This is a genomic window from Bradyrhizobium sp. USDA 4502, from assembly GCF_054063355.1.
In genome coordinates, this window is the sequence record NZ_JBSSGF010000001.1 from 4,973,544 (window position 1) to 4,989,522 (window position 15,979).

The 15,979-nt window shown below is 65.4% G+C and carries 15 protein-coding genes; 3 read left to right on the top strand and 12 right to left on the bottom strand.

From position 1 onward, the window contains the following. Positions 1 to 93: 93 nt before the first annotated feature. Both ACVW1B_RS23240 and ACVW1B_RS23245 read left to right on the top strand, forming a co-directional pair. The gene (locus tag ACVW1B_RS23240) at positions 94 to 1,113 is read left to right on the top strand and encodes an adenylate/guanylate cyclase domain-containing protein (protein ID WP_456779591.1); all 1,020 of its coding nucleotides are present in this window, start codon (positions 94 to 96) and stop codon (positions 1,111 to 1,113) included. 193 nt (positions 1,114 to 1,306) lie between these two features. Continuing rightward, on the top strand, positions 1,307 to 2,413 hold the full coding sequence (locus tag ACVW1B_RS23245; RefSeq protein WP_456779590.1) for a DUF2336 domain-containing protein: 1,107 nt from the start codon (positions 1,307 to 1,309) through the stop codon (positions 2,411 to 2,413). A 157-nt stretch (positions 2,414 to 2,570) separates the two neighbouring features. Here the strand turns inward: ACVW1B_RS23245 and ilvC are convergent, their stop codons facing one another. From ilvC to miaA, 8 genes are all read right to left on the bottom strand, one after another. Continuing rightward, complete coding sequence (ilvC, locus tag ACVW1B_RS23250) at positions 2,571 to 3,590, bottom strand: ketol-acid reductoisomerase (protein WP_018272993.1); 1,020 nt, start codon at positions 3,588 to 3,590, stop codon at positions 2,571 to 2,573. 151 nt (positions 3,591 to 3,741) lie between these two features. Further along, positions 3,742 to 4,350, bottom strand: coding sequence for a LysE family translocator (locus tag ACVW1B_RS23255; protein ID WP_456779589.1), 609 nt, complete (start codon positions 4,348 to 4,350; stop codon positions 3,742 to 3,744). A gap of 7 nt (positions 4,351 to 4,357) precedes the next feature. Next, on the bottom strand, positions 4,358 to 5,233 hold the full coding sequence (locus tag ACVW1B_RS23260) for an EamA family transporter (protein ID WP_057015046.1): 876 nt from the start codon (positions 5,231 to 5,233) through the stop codon (positions 4,358 to 4,360). Positions 5,234 to 5,268: 35 nt separating this feature from the next. After that, complete coding sequence (locus tag ACVW1B_RS23265) at positions 5,269 to 5,964, bottom strand: class I SAM-dependent methyltransferase (RefSeq protein WP_028332477.1); 696 nt, start codon at positions 5,962 to 5,964, stop codon at positions 5,269 to 5,271. A gap of 3 nt (positions 5,965 to 5,967) precedes the next feature. Beyond that, the gene (gene ilvN, locus ACVW1B_RS23270) at positions 5,968 to 6,510 is read right to left on the bottom strand and encodes an acetolactate synthase small subunit (RefSeq protein WP_016841057.1); all 543 of its coding nucleotides are present in this window, start codon (positions 6,508 to 6,510) and stop codon (positions 5,968 to 5,970) included. A 21-nt stretch (positions 6,511 to 6,531) separates the two neighbouring features. Then, a complete protein-coding gene (locus tag ACVW1B_RS23275; RefSeq protein ID WP_456822295.1) occupies positions 6,532 to 7,518 on the bottom strand; it encodes a threonine dehydratase in 987 nt (328 codons plus the stop codon). 207 nt (positions 7,519 to 7,725) lie between these two features. Further along, entirely contained in the window at positions 7,726 to 9,501 is a 1,776-nt protein-coding gene (locus tag ACVW1B_RS23280; RefSeq protein WP_016841059.1) for an acetolactate synthase 3 large subunit, read from the bottom strand. Between the two features lie 442 nt (positions 9,502 to 9,943). Next, complete coding sequence (gene miaA / locus ACVW1B_RS23285) at positions 9,944 to 10,873, bottom strand: tRNA (adenosine(37)-N6)-dimethylallyltransferase MiaA (RefSeq protein ID WP_456823064.1); 930 nt, start codon at positions 10,871 to 10,873, stop codon at positions 9,944 to 9,946. On the opposite strand from miaA, the gene serB reads away from it, so the two are divergent. Continuing rightward, positions 10,872 to 11,777 carry a phosphoserine phosphatase SerB gene (serB, locus tag ACVW1B_RS23290; protein WP_456822296.1) on the top strand — a complete coding sequence of 302 codons (906 nt, stop codon included), beginning with the start codon at positions 10,872 to 10,874 and terminating at the stop codon, positions 11,775 to 11,777. The genes miaA and serB overlap by 2 nt on opposite strands. Positions 11,778 to 11,874: 97 nt before the next feature. Here serB and ACVW1B_RS23295 read toward each other — a convergent pair whose 3' ends face one another. The 4 genes from ACVW1B_RS23295 to hflK all read right to left on the bottom strand — a co-directional run bounded on the left by ACVW1B_RS23295 (position 11,875) and on the right by hflK (position 15,971). After that, positions 11,875 to 13,371, bottom strand: a complete 1,497-nt coding sequence (locus ACVW1B_RS23295; protein ID WP_456822297.1) for a Do family serine endopeptidase — start codon at positions 13,369 to 13,371, stop codon at positions 11,875 to 11,877. A 269-nt stretch (positions 13,372 to 13,640) separates the two neighbouring features. Continuing rightward, the gene (locus ACVW1B_RS23300; RefSeq protein ID WP_028332483.1) at positions 13,641 to 13,841 is read right to left on the bottom strand and encodes a DUF2065 domain-containing protein; all 201 of its coding nucleotides are present in this window, start codon (positions 13,839 to 13,841) and stop codon (positions 13,641 to 13,643) included. Positions 13,842 to 13,935: 94 nt separating this feature from the next. Next, positions 13,936 to 14,835 (bottom strand): protease modulator HflC, encoded by a 900-nt coding sequence (gene hflC / locus ACVW1B_RS23305; protein WP_310880648.1) that lies wholly within the window; start codon positions 14,833 to 14,835, stop codon positions 13,936 to 13,938. Beyond that, a complete protein-coding gene (gene hflK / locus ACVW1B_RS23310) occupies positions 14,832 to 15,971 on the bottom strand; it encodes an FtsH protease activity modulator HflK (RefSeq protein ID WP_028342342.1) in 1,140 nt (379 codons plus the stop codon). Before hflK ends, hflC begins: the two co-directional genes overlap by 4 nt. Between the last annotated feature and the right edge of the window lie 8 nt (positions 15,972 to 15,979).

Genomic DNA, 15,979 nt, shown 5'->3' on the forward strand with positions numbered 1-15,979 from the left:
GAGTGCCGCCGCGATGCATCCCGTCCACCGCCGGCCGCGCCGCGGCTGGCCTTCCCGGTCCGCGCAGGATATTTCATATGCATGGAGGGGACCATGCGTCGCGCCGTGATGCCTGCGATCATTCTGGGCGTGGTCGGCCTGCTGGTCGGCGGGCTGTTTCGCTACGCCTTCGACGAGTCCGACGAGGCTTCCGTCGCGAACTATCTGCGCAGCGCCCTCGACGGCGCAGCCCTCACGGTGATCGTCTGGGCGACGCATCTCTATCTGGCCGCACGTGGTGGCTGGCTGCGACGGCAATCACTCATCGTCGAGCTGATCGGCCGCTCTGTGATCCTCGCCGTCACCGTTGCGGCCGCCGCGATCGTGCTGGAAATCGTGCTTTACGGGCATGGGCTCGAAGCCAAGTGGATGCGCGAAACCTTCCTGAAGATCATTGGCGTCGGCCTGCTGCTGTCGATCCCGATCACGACGATCTACGAGCTGGTCCGGATGATCGGCGGGCACACGCTGCTCAGCATCGTGCTCGGACGCTATCGGCAGCCGGTGCGCGAGGAGCGCGTGCTGCTGTTCCTCGACCTGGTCGGCTCGACGACGCTAGCGGAGTCGATGGGCGAGCTGCGCGTGCAGGAATTGCTGACGCGCTTCTTCTTCGACATCGACGAGCCGATCGTGTCGCACGGCGGCGAAGTCCACGCCTATGTCGGCGACGAAGTGATCGTGACCTGGTCGGCCAATGCCGACGGGCGATCGCGGCGGTATCTCGATTGCGTGTTCGCGATCGAGGATCGCCTCGCCAAGCGGGCCGATCAATATCGCAAGGAGTTCGGCGTGGTGCCCGCGTTTCGAGCCGGGATGCATGCCGGTCCGGTCGTCACCGCGGAATGCGGGGACTCGCGGCGACAGATCGCCTATTTCGGCGACACCGTGAACGTCACGGCGCGGCTGCAGGCGCATTGCAAGGAGGCCGGCCGTCCGCTGCTGGTATCGGGCGACCTGCTGCGCCTGCTGCCGCCGGATCGGGATTTAGTCGTCGAGCCGCTCGGCTCGACGCAATTGCGCGGACGTGCCGCGTCGATCGACATCTTTTCCGTCGCGCGGCGCCTATCGTCCTAAACGATCTCTTAAAATGCACGGGCATCAGCTTCCGCCAAGCCGAAAGCGCGCATTGAATCGAGTCCGGTCGCAGCCTGTTAAGGATGCGACGCACACCGTATTTGCACCGTGTTCCACCTTAACGCAGGTGTAAGACCGCGCCCCGCATGGTGCGCAAACAGGTGTCATTCAACAAAAACAAGGTTGCCCATCGATGGCGCAACAGGCGTCACAATCGATTATCGCCGAACTCGAGGATGCGGTCCGGGACGGGACATCAGCCAAGCGCGTGCAGACGCTGCGGCAGGTCACCGATCTGTTCCTGAACGACGGCGACCGCCTCAACGATGAACAGGTCAAGGTGTTCGACGACGTGCTCTGCCTCTTGGTCGCGCGCGTCGAGACGCGTGCGCGGGCCGAGCTCAGCAAGCGGCTCGCACCGCTCGACTATGCGCCGTTCGAGGTGATCCAGCACCTCGCCTGGGACGACGACATCAGCGTCGCCGGCGACGTACTGACCCACTCCAGCCGCCTCTCGAACGACGCCCTGCGCGAGATCGCGAGCAGCAAGGGCCAGGACCACCTGTTCGCAATCTCCGCGCGGGAAAACCTGCCGCCTTCCGTCACCGACGTGATCATCAACCGCGGCGAGGACAAGGTGATCCGGCGTCTCGCCAAGAACGCCGGCGCGCAGTTCTCCGACAACGGCTATTCCAGCATCGTCGCCCGCGCCGAAGGCGACGACGAGTTGGTCGAGATCCTCGGGCTGCGCATCGACATTCCGGCCAAGCTGCTGCGCGACCTGCTGCAGCGCGCCAAGGATACTGTGCGCGCCCGCCTGCTCTCGATCGCGTCGCCCAGGGCGCGCGAGGAGATCAGCCAGGTGCTGAACGACATCGCCCAGGAAGAGGCCGCGGCGCCGCGCCGCAACTACGGCATCGCCGAAGAGCTGGTCAAGCTGATGAAGCAGCTGAACGAGCTCGACGATGCGGCCGTCTACAAATTCGCCGAAGAGGGCAAGCTCGACGAGGTCACGGTCGCGCTCGCCGTGCTCAACGACATGCCGATCGCGATGATCGAACGGCTGATGCTCGGCCTTCGCTCCGACCTGATCCTGATCCCGTGCCGCTCGGCGCGGCTCAACTGGCCGACGGTCGAAAGCATCCTGCGCAAGCGGCCGCTGCCGTTGCCGCTCGACAATGCGACGCTCGAGATCGCGCAGCGCGATTACCGCCGGCTCTCGCTGGAAACCGCGCAGCGCACGGTGCGGTTCTGGCAGCTGCACAACAGGATCGAGAAGCAGCCGATGGCGGCCGGCTAGCGGCCGCTGCGCCTCTGCGACAAAGAAAAAGGGTGGGCAACGCGCCCACCCTTTTTCATCACAGCGTCATTCCGGGGCGCCTCGAAGAGGCGAACCCGGAATCTCGAGATTCCGGGCTCGGTCCTGCGGACCGTCCCAGAATGACAGGCCTCGCCTGTTAGTTCTTGCTCTTGTCGACCAGCGCGCCCTTCTTGATCCAGGGCATCATGTCGCGCAGCTTGGCACCGACTTCCTCGATCGGATGCGCGGCGAGCTTGGCGCGGGTGGCCTTGAACGAGGTCTGGTTGACCTTGTTCTCCAGCATCCAGTCGCGGGCAAACTTGCCGCCCTGGATATCGGCGAGCACGCGCTTCATCTCCGCCTTGGTCTCGGCCGTGACGATGCGCGGACCGGTGACGTACTCGCCGTATTCGGCGGTGTTGGAGATCGAGTAGTTCATGTTGGCGATGCCGCCTTCATAGATCAGGTCGACGATCAACTTCACTTCGTGCAGGCACTCGAAATAGGCCATCTCGGGCGCGTAGCCGGCCTCGACGAGCGTCTCGTAGCCGCCCTTGATCAGCTCGACCAAGCCGCCGCAGAGCACCACCTGCTCGCCGAACAGGTCGGTCTCGCACTCTTCCTTGAAGGTGGTCTCGATGATGCCGGCGCGGCCGCCGCCGATCGCCGAGGCATAGCTGAGGCCGAGGTCATGGGCGTTGCCCGACGAATCCTTGGCGATCGCGATCAGGCAGGGCACGCCGCCGCCGCGCTGGTATTCCGAGCGCACGGTGTGGCCGGGGCCCTTCGGCGCGATCATCAGCACGTCGAGGTCGGCGCGCGGATCGAGCAGGTTGAAGTGCACGTTGAGGCCGTGGGCGAACACGAGCGCCGCGCCCTTCTTCATGTTGTCGTGCAGGTGCTCGCGATAGATGTCACCCTGCAGCTCGTCCGGGGTCAGCATCATGACGAGGTCGGCCCACTTGGCGGCTTCGGCGACTTCCATCACCTTGAAGCCGGCGTTCTCGGCCTTCTTGGCCGACGCCGAACCCTTGCGCAGCGCAATCGCCACTTCCTTGACGCCGGAATCCTTCAGGTTCAGAGCGTGGGCGTGGCCCTGGCTGCCGTAGCCGACGATGGCGACCTTCTTGCCCTTGATCAGGTTCAGGTCGGCATCGCGATCGTAGTAAACTCGCATCGTGGTTTCCTCGTTTGAAAGGGGGCCAAAATCGGCCGATGAATCAGGCTTTCGGAAGGTCAGAACCGCCGGGCGCCCGCGAATTTCCGGCGTTGTCTAGAGCATTTTCCCCCTCAGGGGAAACCCTCATCTCGCATGGCGCGGTGCGGCATCATGCGTCCATGAAGACCGGGTAGAGCGAGGCCAGCAGCAGGATGGCCATCACCACATTGAAGGCGCGGATCGCCCGCGGCGAGGTCAGGATCGGCCGCAAGGCGGTCCCGAACAGCGCCCAGACGACGCAGGACACCGTCCCCAGGATCAGGCTCAGGCCGACCTGGATCGCGATGTTCCAGGGAAAGGCGGCAATCGCCGCATAGGCCGTGATGGTGCCGATCACCATCACCCAGCCCTTGGCATTGATCCACTGGAACATGGCGGCGCCCCAGAACGTCATCGGGCCGCGGCCGCCCCTGTCGTCCTCGTCCGCCGAGGGCGGCTCGGCCATGGCGATGACGACGGCGAGATAGATCAGGTAGGCGACGCCGCCATATTTCAGGATCGTCCGCAGCACCGGATAGGCGATGAAGACGGTCCCCAGCCCGACGCCGACCGCGCCGACCATGAAGGCGAAGCCGACGGTGATGCCGGCGATATGGGGCACCGTGCGGCGGAAGCCGTAGGTCAGCCCCGACGACAGCAGCATGATGTTGTTGGGGCCGGGCGTGAAGAACATCACGACGGCGAACACGACAAAGGCAAACAGCAGCGAATTCGACATGGTGCCCTCACGCGACTTTCGGCAGAGCTTTTGGCCGCTTCGACAGCAGCATCACGGCGATGCCGGCGATCACGGTGACCATGCCGGCCAGCCGCAGCGGCCCGAATGTCTCGCCGAACACGATGCTCGACGCGGCAGAGCCGACGAACGGCACCAGCAGCGCAAACGGCACCACCTGCGCCGCCGGATAATCCCGCAGCAGCCGGCCCCACAGCCAATAGGCGATGCTGGTCGAGATGCCGCCGAGGCAGAGCATGCAGACGAGCCCGGTCAGCGACATGTGGGTCAGCGCATGCCAGGTCGGCTGCGGCCCGTTGGTGATCAAGGTCAGCACTGCAAGCGGCACCGCGGCGGACAGGCACAGCCAGGCGAACAGATCGAACATCGGCGCGCCGTTCGCCTGCCGCAGGAGAAGATTGCCGATCGCGAAGCTGATCGGGCAGATCATGATGATCGCAAACGCGGCGACGCTGAAGTCGTAGCCGACCGTCCCGCAGATCATCAGCAGGCCGAGCGCGGCGATCGCGATGCCGATTGCCTGGCTCCGTGTCGGGATTTCCCCGAAGGCCAGGGCGGCGAAGGCGATGGTGAAAAGCGCCTGGCTCTGCACGATCACGCTGGAAAGCCCGACGGGAACGCCATGCGCGATCGCAAAGGCCTGTGCGAGGAACTGGCCGAGGAACAGCGTTGAGCTGATCGCGATCAGAAGCGGCCAGGAAACGCCGGGCTTGCGCAGGAACAGGCACGGCAGCGCGGCGATGGCGAAGCGCAGCGTCGTCATCAGCTCCGGCGAGAACTCATCGAGCGCGATCCGGCTTGCGACGAACGCAAGCCCCCAGATCACCGCGACCATGACGGCGATGCCAACATCGGCCGGCTTCATTGTTGTTCTTCTTTTGCTTCCGTTTCGGTCGGGATCTAGATCTGTTCGTCGGGCTTCGGTTTGCGCAGCAGATAGGTGCCGTGCAGGGGCGCGTGGTAGTCGACGGAGACCAGCGTGAAACCGGTCTCGGTCAGCATGCGCTCCATCACCCAGCCGAAGGTCGAGTATTCGTCGCGCATATGGGTGATCACGCTTTCGCGCTCGAAGCCGTGATTCTTGATCGAGAAGTCGGCCCATCCTTCGACATCGCGATCGACACCGTCGGGCATGCCGACGAACACCATGTCGCGCAGGTAGAAGTTCGCGCCGGGCTTCAACGCGTTGAAGATTCGCGACAGCGCCACCGCCTTCCAGAAGTCCGGCAGATGGTGCAGCGTGAACTCGCTGACGATGAGGTCGTAGGAATTCGGTTGGTAGGCGAACGACAGCAGGCCGGCCGGCTGGGTCCGGATCTTCGCCTTGCGGTCGCGCGCATAGATCTCGGCAAGCCCGATCATCGCCGGCGAGATGTCGATGGCGTCGACCTCGGCGCCCATCAATGCCGCCTCGGTGGCCAGCACGCCGTTGCCGCAGCCGATATCGGCGATCCGCCAGCCCGGCTTGACGCCGAGCATGGTCAGCGCCTGGCGGGCACGGACATCGCTGTCCTCGCTGACGTCATAGATCGAGGCCACCGCGGTATCGAGACCGACCTGCCGCCGTTGCGTGTAGTACCAGTCGCGCGCCAACATGCCTCACATCCCTTCCGGCCCGCGCGTGATCGCGGCCACCCCGGTTCGTGACACCTCGACCAGGCCCAGCGGACGCATCAGGTCGATGAACTGACTGATCTTGGACGAATTGCCCGTGATCTCGAACACGAAGCTCTCGGTCGTGGCGTCGATCACCCGGGCGCGGAACGCATCCGCCAGCCGCAGCGCCTCGACGCGGTGATCGCCACCGCCCCGCACCTTGACCATCGCAAGCTCGCGCTCGATCGAGCTGCCGGTCAGCGTCATGTCGACGACGCGGTAGACCGGGATCATGCGGTCGAGCTGATGCTTGATCTGCTGGATCACCATCGGCGTGCCGGTGGTGACGATCGTGATCCGCGAGAGATGTTTCTGGCTCTCGGTCTCCGAGACGGTGAGACTCTCGATGTTGTAGCCGCGGCCGGAGAACAGGCCGATCACGCGCGCGAGCACGCCGGGCTCGTTCTGCACGAGCACGGACAAAGTGTGCGTCTCGTTGGGATCGTGACGCTCTTCGAGGAAGTAGGCGGATGCGGGCTGGTTCATGGTCGTCCCCTTACATTCTGTTCACGCCACCGCCCGCTCGGCGGCCGGCGCAGCATCCGTTCCGATCCAGGTCCGGAACAGATCGAAATCGATATTGCCGCCGCTCAGGATCAGGCCGACCCGCTTGCCGGCGAGCCTGCTCTTTTCCTGCAGCGCGGCCGCGAGCGCCGCAGCGCCCGCGCCCTCGGCGAGATTGTGGGTATCGGTCCAGTAGGCGCGGATCGCCTGCCCGACCTCGTCGTCGCTGACCTGCACGATGCGCGAGGCGCCCTTGCGGATCAGCGCGAACGCATCCGCGTCCGGAATCCGCGTCGCCATGCCGTCGGCAAGGGTGTTGCTAGTCTCGGTGGTGACGATCTTTCCGGCCGCAAACGACAGCGCGTAGGACGGCGCCTCGGTCGACTGCACGCCGACGATCTCGGTCTTCAGCCCGAGCAGGTCGCGCGCCATGATGCAGCCGCAGATGCCGGAGCCCTGCCCGATCGGCACGTAGAGAATGTCGAGATCGGGCGCGGTACGGAACAGTTCGAGCGCGTAGGTCGCGACACCCAGCACGAGGTCCGGGTGGAACGACGGCACCATGTGCAGGCCGGCGAATTGGGCGCGGCGCTCGGCCTCTTCGCGCGCGGCCTGGAAGTCGTCGCCGTGCTCGACGAGCTCGGCCCCGAACGCGTGCATGGCGCGGTTCTTTTCGACCGAGTTGCCGCGCGGCACGTAGATCGTCGCCGACACGCCCTGACGCCCTGCCGCGAACGCCAGGCTCTGGCCATGATTGCCGCGCGTCGCCGAGATGATGCCGGGAACGTCGGGCCGCTCGCGCTTCAGCCGTTCGAGATAGACCAGGCCACCACGCACCTTGAAGGCGCCGGTCGGCGTGTGGTTCTCATGCTTGACGACGACCTCGGTGCCGAGCCGCTCGGCCAGCAGCGGCCAGGCGTGCGCCGGCGTCGCCGGCACCGCGGTGCCGACGATCCGGTGTGCACGCTCGAGCTCGTTGAGGTCAAACATGGGAGCCGCCCTCCATTCGAGCGCGCGATAAGTTCCCTCTCCCCGCTCTTTGCGGGGAGAGGGTTGGGGTGAGGGGCTGCTTCCAGAGCAATGGTGAGAGACGGATTCGCGGAGACTCCCCCTCAGCCGGATTGCGCTTGCGCGCAATCCGACCTCTCCCCGCAAGCGGGGCGAGGTGAAAAGAGAGTGCTCCACGCCGATCCATCATCACACCAGCGCCTTGCCACCGGAGAAGGCCTTCGCGGTGGCCTCATCGGTCGCCTCTTCCGGCAGCAGCATCTCGTTATGCGCCTTGCCCGACGGGATCATCGGGAAGCAATTCTCCAGCGCGGCGACGCGGCAGTCGAACAGCACCGGGCGCTTGATCGAGATCATCTCCTTGATCGCGCCGTCGAGATCGGACGGCTTGGTCGCCTGCAGGCCGACGCAGCCATAGGCGTCGGCGAGCTTGACGAAGTCGGGCAGCGCCTCGGAATACGAGTGCGACAGGCGGTTGCCGTGCAGCAGCTGCTGCCATTGCCGAACCATGCCCATGTACTGGTTGTTCAGGATGAAGATCTTGATCGGCAGCTCGAACTGGACCGCCGTCGACATCTCCTGGATCGTCATCTGCACCGAAGCGTCGCCGGCGATGTCGATCACCAGGCTGTCCGGATGCGCCACCTGCACACCGACCGCGGCCGGCAGGCCGTAGCCCATGGTCCCGAGACCGCCCGAGGTCATCCAGCGGTGCGGCTCCTCGAAGCCGAAGAACTGCGCGGCCCACATCTGGTGCTGACCGACCTCGGTCGTGATGTAGGTGTCCTTGCCGCGGGTCAGCTCGAACAGGCGCTGGATCGCGTATTGCGGCAGGATGATATCGTTGTTCTTGCGGTAGGACAGCGAGTTGCGCGCGCGCCATTGCGCGATCTGCTGCCACCACGACTTGATGTCCGGCTTCTTGGCTTCTGCCTTGAACACCTGCAGCAAATCGCCGAGCACGTTGCCGGCGTCGCCGATGATCGGCACGTCGACGCGGATGTTCTTGTTGATCGAGGACGGGTCGATGTCGATGTGGATCTTCTTCGAGCCCGGCGAGAAGGCGTCGGTACGGCCGGTGATGCGGTCGTCGAAGCGCGCGCCGACGCACAGCATGACGTCGCAATCATGCATCGTCATGTTGGCTTCGTAGGTGCCGTGCATGCCCAGCATGCCGAGCCAGTTCGGGCCCGAAGCGGGATAGGCGCCCAGCCCCATCAGGGTCGAGGTGATCGGGAAGCCGGTCGCCTCCACCAACTGGCGCAGCAGTTTCGAGGCCTCAGGACCCGAATTGATCACGCCGCCGCCGGAATAGATCACGGGACGTTTGGCATTGGCGAGCAGCGCCACCGCCTTGCGGATCTGGGTCGCGTCGCCCTTGACGCGCGGCGTGTAAGAGATGTGCACGTCCGACTTGCGCGGCGGATGATAGGTGCCGGTCGCGAACTGCACGTCCTTCGGCACGTCGACCACGACCGGGCCGGGCCGGCCGGTGGTGGCGACATAGAAGGCCTCGTGCAGCACCCTGGCGAGGTCATTGACATCGCGGACCAGCCAATTGTGCTTGGTGGCGGGCCGCGTGATGCCGACCGTATCGCACTCCTGGAAGGCGTCGTTGCCGATCAGATGGGTCGGCACCTGGCCGGTGATGCAGACCAGCGGGATCGAATCCATCAGCGCGTCGGTCAGCGGCGTCACCATGTTGGTGGCGCCGGGGCCCGACGTCACCAGCACCACGCCGGGCTTGCCGGTCGAGCGGGCATAGCCTTCGGCGGCATGGCCGGCGCCCTGCTCGTGACGGACCAGGATGTGCTCGACCTCGCTCTGCTGGAAGATCTCGTCGTAGATCGGAAGCACCGCACCGCCGGGATAGCCGAAGACATGCTGCACGCCGTGATCGATGAGCGCGCGCACGATCATCGCGGCGCCGGTCATCTGATTGGGATCGTGGCTCTTGTCGGTCATGGTTCGCTCCGGATGCGCTTGTTTTTGCGCGGCTTTTGTCAGTTCTCGTCAGTTCGGCTTCGGGCAATAAAAAGGGGCCCTAGAGGCCCCATGCACACCGCCCGAATTTGGATGGCCGCTAGCCATCCCCGGCGGTGTGCCTGGGTACGACGGCGATAAGCAGTTTGGTAATAATGTTGCGCACGATACGACCCAGTCTTCCCAAAGGTTGCGCGAACATAGCGGCCAAAGCCTGAATGTCAAGGCAAGGCAAGCACTTTCGCGATTTCCGTACTCTACCGGGGTTCCGCTCGTTCGGCGAGTGTTTTTGCGCGGGCGAACGCGCATGGCTGACGGGCGTGCGGGACCGCCGGCCCGGTAGCCCGGATGGGAGCGCAGCGCAATCCGGGATAGCCTCCGCGCGGAGGGGCCGGTCCCCGGATTGCGCTGCGCTCCATCCGGGCTACGGGACTTGCTCTCGCAGCCACTTGCCGGCCGCATCCGGCTCGACCCATTCGAATTCCGGGAGCTGATGGCGAAACCAGGTGAACTGGCGCTTCGCATAATGGCGGGTGTCGGCCCGGCCGATCTCGGCGGCCTCCTCGCGGCTGATCTCTCCCCTCAGGTGCCGGATCAGCGCCGGCACCCCATGGGCCTTCATCGCCGGCAGCAACGGATCGAGCCCACGCGCCGCCAGCGCCGCGACCTCGTCGAGCGCGCCGGCATCGAGCATGACACCGAACCGGGCGTCGATCCGTGCATAGAGCCTCTCGCGCGCCGGCGCGAGAAACAGCGCATGAAAATCGCCCGGCGGCAGCAGTGGCGGCAGGCCCTCGCGATGCCAGTCCGGCAGCGGGCGGCCGGTGGCCTCGACCACCTCGAGCGCGCGCGCGATGCGGGTGCGGTCGCGCGGCTTCAGCCGCTCGGCCGACACCGGATCGCGCGCTGCAAGCTCGGCATGCAGCGCCTCGACGCCGAGCTGCTCGAGCCGTGCGCGCACGCCGTCGCGCACATCGGCCGGGATCGGCGGCACCGCCGACAAGCCGCGCGTCAGCGCCTTGAAATAGAGGCCCGAGCCGCCGATGAAGATCGGCAGCCGTCCCTGCGCACGCGCCTCGCCGAGCACCTTCGCCGCATCGGCCACCCAGGCGCCGGCGGAGAAATTCACGCCGGCGTCGACATGGCCATAGAGCCGGTGCGGAACCAGCACCTCTTCGCCTGCGGTCGGCCGCGCGGTGATGATCCGGAGGTCACGATAGACCTGCATGGAGTCGGTGTTGATCACGACCCCGCCGGTCCGCTGCGCGAGTTCGAGCGCCAGCGCCGACTTGCCGCTGGCGGTCGGCCCTGCGATAAGCACTGCCTTGTTCAACAATCCCGAATGCGCCTGCATGTCCCTCGTTGCCACGCTGATCTGCAATCCTGCAACCCCCGCGCTCGACTCCACCATCGTCGACGGTGCGCGGGCCGTGCTGCCCTCACCCGGCCCGGCGCAGTGGCTGTTCAACGAAGTCGCCGCCGACATTCCGTTCGAAAGCGAGGACAGCAGCAGGGACGGTATCAAGACAATCGAGGAACGCGTTCGCCAGGCCCGCGGCGACCTGCCGATCGACATCGTCGTGCAGCCTCGGATCGCCCGGCGCAAGAAGCTTTTTCTGGCCGACATGGATTCCACCATGATCGGCCAGGAGTGCATCGACGAGCTCGCCGACTTCGCCGGGCTCAAGGCCCATGTCGCTGCGATCACCGAGCGTGCCATGCGCGGCGAGATCGAGTTCGAGTCCGCGCTGCGCGAGCGGGTGGCGCTGCTCAAGGGACTGCCGGTCAGCGTGGTCGACGAGGTGCTCGACAAGCGCATCACGCTGACGCCGGGCGGCCGCGAACTGGTCATGACCATGCGCGCGCACGGCGCCTATACCTGCCTGATCTCGGGCGGCTTCACCTTGTTCACCAAGGTGGTCGCGGCGAAGGTCGGCTTTCAGGAAAACCGCGCCAACCAGTTGCAGGTCGTGGACGGCAAGCTGACCGGTGAGGTGGTCGAGCCGATCCTCGGCCGCGCCACCAAGCTCGCCACCTTGATCGAGCTCACCGAGTCCTTCGATCTCGACGAGATCGACACCCTTGTGGTGGGCGACGGCGCCAACGATCTCGGCATGATCCAGGCTGCGGGCCTCGGCGTAGCCTATCACGCCAAGCCGGCGGTCGCGGCCGCGGCCGCGGTCCGGATCGACCACGGCGATCTCACCGCGCTGCTGTACGCGCAAGGCTACCGGCGGGATGAGTTCGTGGCGGGGTAGCAAACCGTCATTCCGGGGCGATGCGAAGCATCGAACCCGGAATCTCGAGATTCCGGGTTCGGTCCTGCGGACCGCCCCGGAATGACGTATGTGAATGTTACTGCACGCCGAGCGCGACGAAGCGCAGTTCGCCGTCGCCGTTCGAGACCAGCAGCAGCACCGACTTCTTGCCGTCCTTCTTGAGTTGATCGACGCGCTTCTTGATGTCAGCGGCGCTCGACACCGCCTCCTGCGCCACCTCGACGATGACATCGCCCGCCGACAGCCGCTTCTCGGCGGCATCGGAATTGCCGTCAACGCCGGTAACGACGACGCCCTTCACGCTGTCCTTGATCTTGTACTTGGTGCGCAGGTCCTTGCTCAGCGCCGCGAGGTCGAGACCGAGCGCCTTCTGGGTCACCGGCTTCTCGGCGGTGTCGTCCTTCGACTTGGCGTTGACCTGCTGAACCTTCTCGTTGTCCTCGAGCCGGCCGAGCGTGACCTTGCGGGTCTCCTCATTGCCCTTGCGGATGACGACGACGTCGACTTCCTTGCCGACCGCCGTGTCGGCAACGATGCGCGACAGATCCTTCGGATCCTTGACGTCCTTGCCGTCGAACTTGACGACGACGTCGCCGGGTTCGATGCCCGCCGGCTTGGCCGGCCCCTTGTCGTCGACGCCGGCAACCAGCGCGCCGCGCGCCGGCTTGATGTTGAGGCTGTCTGCGATCTCGTCGGTGACCTGCTGGATGCGCACGCCGAGCCAGCCGCGGCGCAGCTCGCCGAATTTCTGCAACTGGTCGACGACGCCGGCCACGGTCTTCGACGGCACCGCGAAGCCGAGGCCGATCGAACCGCCGGTCGGCGAGATGATCAGCGTGTTGACGCCGACCACCTCGCCATCGAGGTTGAACAGCGGACCGCCGGAATTGCCGCGGTTGATGGCGGCGTCGGTCTGGATGTAGCTGTCATACGGGCCCTGGCTGATGTCGCGGTTCTTGGCCGAGACGATGCCCGCGGTCACCGTGCCGCCGAGGCTGAACGGGTTGCCGATCGCGACCACCCAGTCGCCGAGCCGTATCTTGTCGCTGTCGCCGAACTTGACCGCGGTGAGCGGCTTCGGCGGCTTGAATTTCAGGACCGCGAGGTCGGTTTTCTTGTCGACGCCGACCAGCTCGGCCTTGATCTTGGTGCCGTCGTTGAGGATGACGTTGATCTCGTCGGCGTCGGCGATGACGTGGTTGTTGGTGACGACGATGCCCGCGGTGTCGACGATGAAGCCCGAGCCGAGCGAGTTGGTCTTGCGCGGCTGGAACTCACCGCTCTTGTCGCCGCCCTTGCCAGGCGGCCCGCGGCGGTTCTTGAAGAAGTCGTCGAAGAATTCCTCAAACGGCGAGCCCGGCGGCAGCTGCGGCATCGTCCGGTCCTTGGCCTCGACGGTCTGCGACGTCGAGATGTTGACGACGGCGTCGATCACCTTCTCGGCGATGTCGGCGATGCCTTCAGGACCGCGTGCGAACGCCGGCACGGAGCTCAGCATGCTCGCAGCACCGATCGAGATCGCGGCTCCCATCATGCGGAAGCGGCGGCTCAGGGCTGGTCTGGCAGCGGTCATGTAGGAGTTTCTCCAGAGGCAAACGGGTTCAAATGCGCTAGTTACAGAGTGCGCCCGAACGGGCATACGGCGCAAGCATCTCACCCGGACATTTCGGCGAAAAACCGGCTGCGAGAGGCTCACGATTATGTTCAGTCTTGCTTGTCATTCCGGGGCAGCCCGACAGGGCTGAACCCCGGGGACGCAATTGCGCGCCTTGGGGAATCTCGAGGTTCCCCGATGCGCAATCGCGCATTAGCGGTCATGCTTCGCATGCTCCGGAACGGCGACTATCTTCGCACCACCCAGATCAGCACAAGCCCGGCGACCGCCGAGCCGATACCGACGATGCGCAGGATATTGTCGGGCGTCGCCAGCGCGCTCTTCATCGCCCGGCGCATCCAGGCGGGGCTTGCCGCGAACAGGATGCCTTCGAGCACGAACAGGATTCCCAACCCGATGAGGAAGTCGCCGAACGCTATGGACTTCATCGGATGGCAGCCTCCCGCTCGATGCTTGTTGTTTTTGGTCGGCGGCGAAGCGTCATCCGCATCGCCGCCAAGTCCTGATGTTCAAGTCGTGACGTTACTGTTTCGGCGCGGCGGCCGCCTCAGGCAACTTGCCGCTTGCACCGCCGAAGTATCTGAAGAATTCCGAGTCCGGCCGCAACAGGAAACGCGTGTCGCTGGAACGCAGGCCGTTCTCATACGCCGTCATCGAGCGATAGAATGCGAAGAAGTCCTTGTCCTTGCCATAGGCTTCGGCGAACAGGCGGTTGCGCTCGGCGTCGCCGGCACCGCGGGTCTGATCCGCGGCCGAGTTCGCCTCGGCGACGATCACGGTCGCTTCGCGGTCGGCCTTCGAGCGGATTTCCTGCGCCTTCTGGTCGCCCTGGGCACGGAACTCGGCCGCCTCGCGCTCACGTTCGGTCTTCATCCGGTTGTAGACGGCCTGGCTGTTCTGCTCCGGCAGGTCGGCACGGCGGATGCGGACGTCGACAACCTCGATGCCGTATCCGTCCGCTTCCCTGTCGAGCTGCTCGCGGATCCGCTGCATCAGCTTCTCGCGATCGTCACGCACCACGGTGATGAAGTTGACCTCGCCGAGCACGCGGCGCAGCGCTGCGTTCAGCAGCGTGGTCAGCTGCAGATTGGCGGCCTGGATCGAGCCGACGCTGGTGTAGTAGCGCAATGCATTCTTGATGCGATAGCGCGCGAAGGCGTCCACCACGAGCCGCTTCTGGTCGGAGGCGATCACCTCCTGCGACGGGTTTTCCAGATCGAGGATGCGCTTGTCGACGTTGATCACCGAATTCCACGGCGCCTTGAAGTGCAGGCCGGGCTCGGTGACGATGTCGACCGGCTCGCCGAACCGCAAGACAATGGTCTGCTCGGTCTGCTGCACGGTGAACACCGAGCTGTAGCCGACGGCGAGCACAATGAAGAGGATGATCAGGAACACAATGCCGGTGACGGGGGACCTCATCGGGTGGCTCCCTGCTGCTGGCCGGTCGTGGCCGGTGCCGCCGGACGCCGCGGCGTCAGTTCGCCGAGCGGAAGGTAGGGCACGATGTTCTGGCCCGGGCCGCCGTCATAAACCAGCTTCTCGGAGCCGCCGAGCACTTTTTCCATGGTCTCCAGATAGATGCGCTCGCGCGTCACGTCGGGTGCCTTCTTGTACTCTTCATAGACTTTCAGGAAGCGTGCGCTCTGGCCCTTGGCGTCGGCGACCGCCTGCTCCTTGTAGCCTTCGGCGGCCTGCAGGATCTGCGCGGAACGACCGCGCGCTTCCGGCACGATCCGGTTGGCGTAGGTCTGTGCCTCGTTCTGCTTGCGCTCGAGGTCGGCGCGCGCCGCCTGCACGTCGCGGAATGCGTCGATCACCTGCGCCGGCGGATCGACCTTCTGCATCTGCACCTGCGTGATCTGGATGCCCGCGTTGTAGGTATCGAGCGTCCTCTGCATCAGCTCCTGGACGCTCTGCTCGGTGACGTTGCGCGCCCCGGTCAGGATCGGCTGGATCTGCGAGCGGCCGATCACCTCACGCATCGCGCTTTCGGCAACCGCCTTCACGGTGCCTTCGGGATTCTGGATATTGAACAGATAGGCGCCGGCCCCACCCGGCTTGATGCGCCACAACACCGTGAAGTCGACGTCGACGATGTTCTCGTCGCCGGTCAGCATCAGGCTCTCTTCCGGCACGTCGCGCATGGTGCGGCCGCGGCGAGCGGGATCGTCGATCAGCGTCATGCCGATCGAGATCGTGTTGACGCGCAGCGCTTTCGGCAGCAGCACTGTCTCAATCGGATATGGCAGGTGATAGCGCAGGCCCGGCTGCGCATCCCGGACATACTTGCCGAAGCGCAGCACGACGCCGAGCTCTTCAGACTGCACGCGGAAGATGCCGGTCGCGAACCAGATCGCCAGCGCGGCGACCAGCACCAGCGCGACGCCCATGCCGCTGAAATGCCCGCCGGGCAGCCACTGCTGCAGGCGGTCCTGGCCGCGCCGCAGCAGATCCTCAAGATCTGGCGGCCTTGGCCCGGCTGACTGCGGACCGGTGCCCCATGGCCCTTTCGGACCCGAGCCCCAGGGCCCCCCGCCTTGATTTTTCCACGGCATCAAACATC

What these genes read in the sequence shown, in the direction of transcription:
- ACVW1B_RS23240 (WP_456779591.1), top strand. Translation starts at nt 94, where the DNA reads ATGCGTCGCGCCGTGATGCCTGCGATCATTCTGGGCGTGGTCGGCCTG.
- ACVW1B_RS23245 (WP_456779590.1), top strand. Translation starts at nt 1,307, where the DNA reads ATGGCGCAACAGGCGTCACAATCGATTATCGCCGAACTCGAGGATGCG.
- ilvC (WP_018272993.1), bottom strand. Translation starts at nt 3,590, where the DNA reads ATGCGAGTTTACTACGATCGCGATGCCGACCTGAACCTGATCAAGGGC.
- ACVW1B_RS23255 (WP_456779589.1), bottom strand. Translation starts at nt 4,350, where the DNA reads ATGTCGAATTCGCTGCTGTTTGCCTTTGTCGTGTTCGCCGTCGTGATG.
- ACVW1B_RS23260 (WP_057015046.1), bottom strand. Translation starts at nt 5,233, where the DNA reads ATGAAGCCGGCCGATGTTGGCATCGCCGTCATGGTCGCGGTGATCTGG.
- ACVW1B_RS23265 (WP_028332477.1), bottom strand. Translation starts at nt 5,964, where the DNA reads ATGTTGGCGCGCGACTGGTACTACACGCAACGGCGGCAGGTCGGTCTC.
- ilvN (WP_016841057.1), bottom strand. Translation starts at nt 6,510, where the DNA reads ATGAACCAGCCCGCATCCGCCTACTTCCTCGAAGAGCGTCACGATCCC.
- ACVW1B_RS23275 (WP_456822295.1), bottom strand. Translation starts at nt 7,518, where the DNA reads ATGTTTGACCTCAACGAGCTCGAGCGTGCACACCGGATCGTCGGCACC.
- ACVW1B_RS23280 (WP_016841059.1), bottom strand. Translation starts at nt 9,501, where the DNA reads ATGACCGACAAGAGCCACGATCCCAATCAGATGACCGGCGCCGCGATG.
- serB (WP_456822296.1), top strand. Translation starts at nt 10,872, where the DNA reads ATGTCCCTCGTTGCCACGCTGATCTGCAATCCTGCAACCCCCGCGCTC.
- miaA (WP_456823064.1), bottom strand. Translation starts at nt 10,873, where the DNA reads ATGCAGGCGCATTCGGGATTGTTGAACAAGGCAGTGCTTATCGCAGGG.
- ACVW1B_RS23295 (WP_456822297.1), bottom strand. Translation starts at nt 13,371, where the DNA reads ATGACCGCTGCCAGACCAGCCCTGAGCCGCCGCTTCCGCATGATGGGA.
- ACVW1B_RS23300 (WP_028332483.1), bottom strand. Translation starts at nt 13,841, where the DNA reads ATGAAGTCCATAGCGTTCGGCGACTTCCTCATCGGGTTGGGAATCCTG.
- hflC (WP_310880648.1), bottom strand. Translation starts at nt 14,835, where the DNA reads ATGAGGTCCCCCGTCACCGGCATTGTGTTCCTGATCATCCTCTTCATT.
- hflK (WP_028342342.1), bottom strand. Translation starts at nt 15,971, where the DNA reads ATGCCGTGGAAAAATCAAGGCGGGGGGCCCTGGGGCTCGGGTCCGAAA.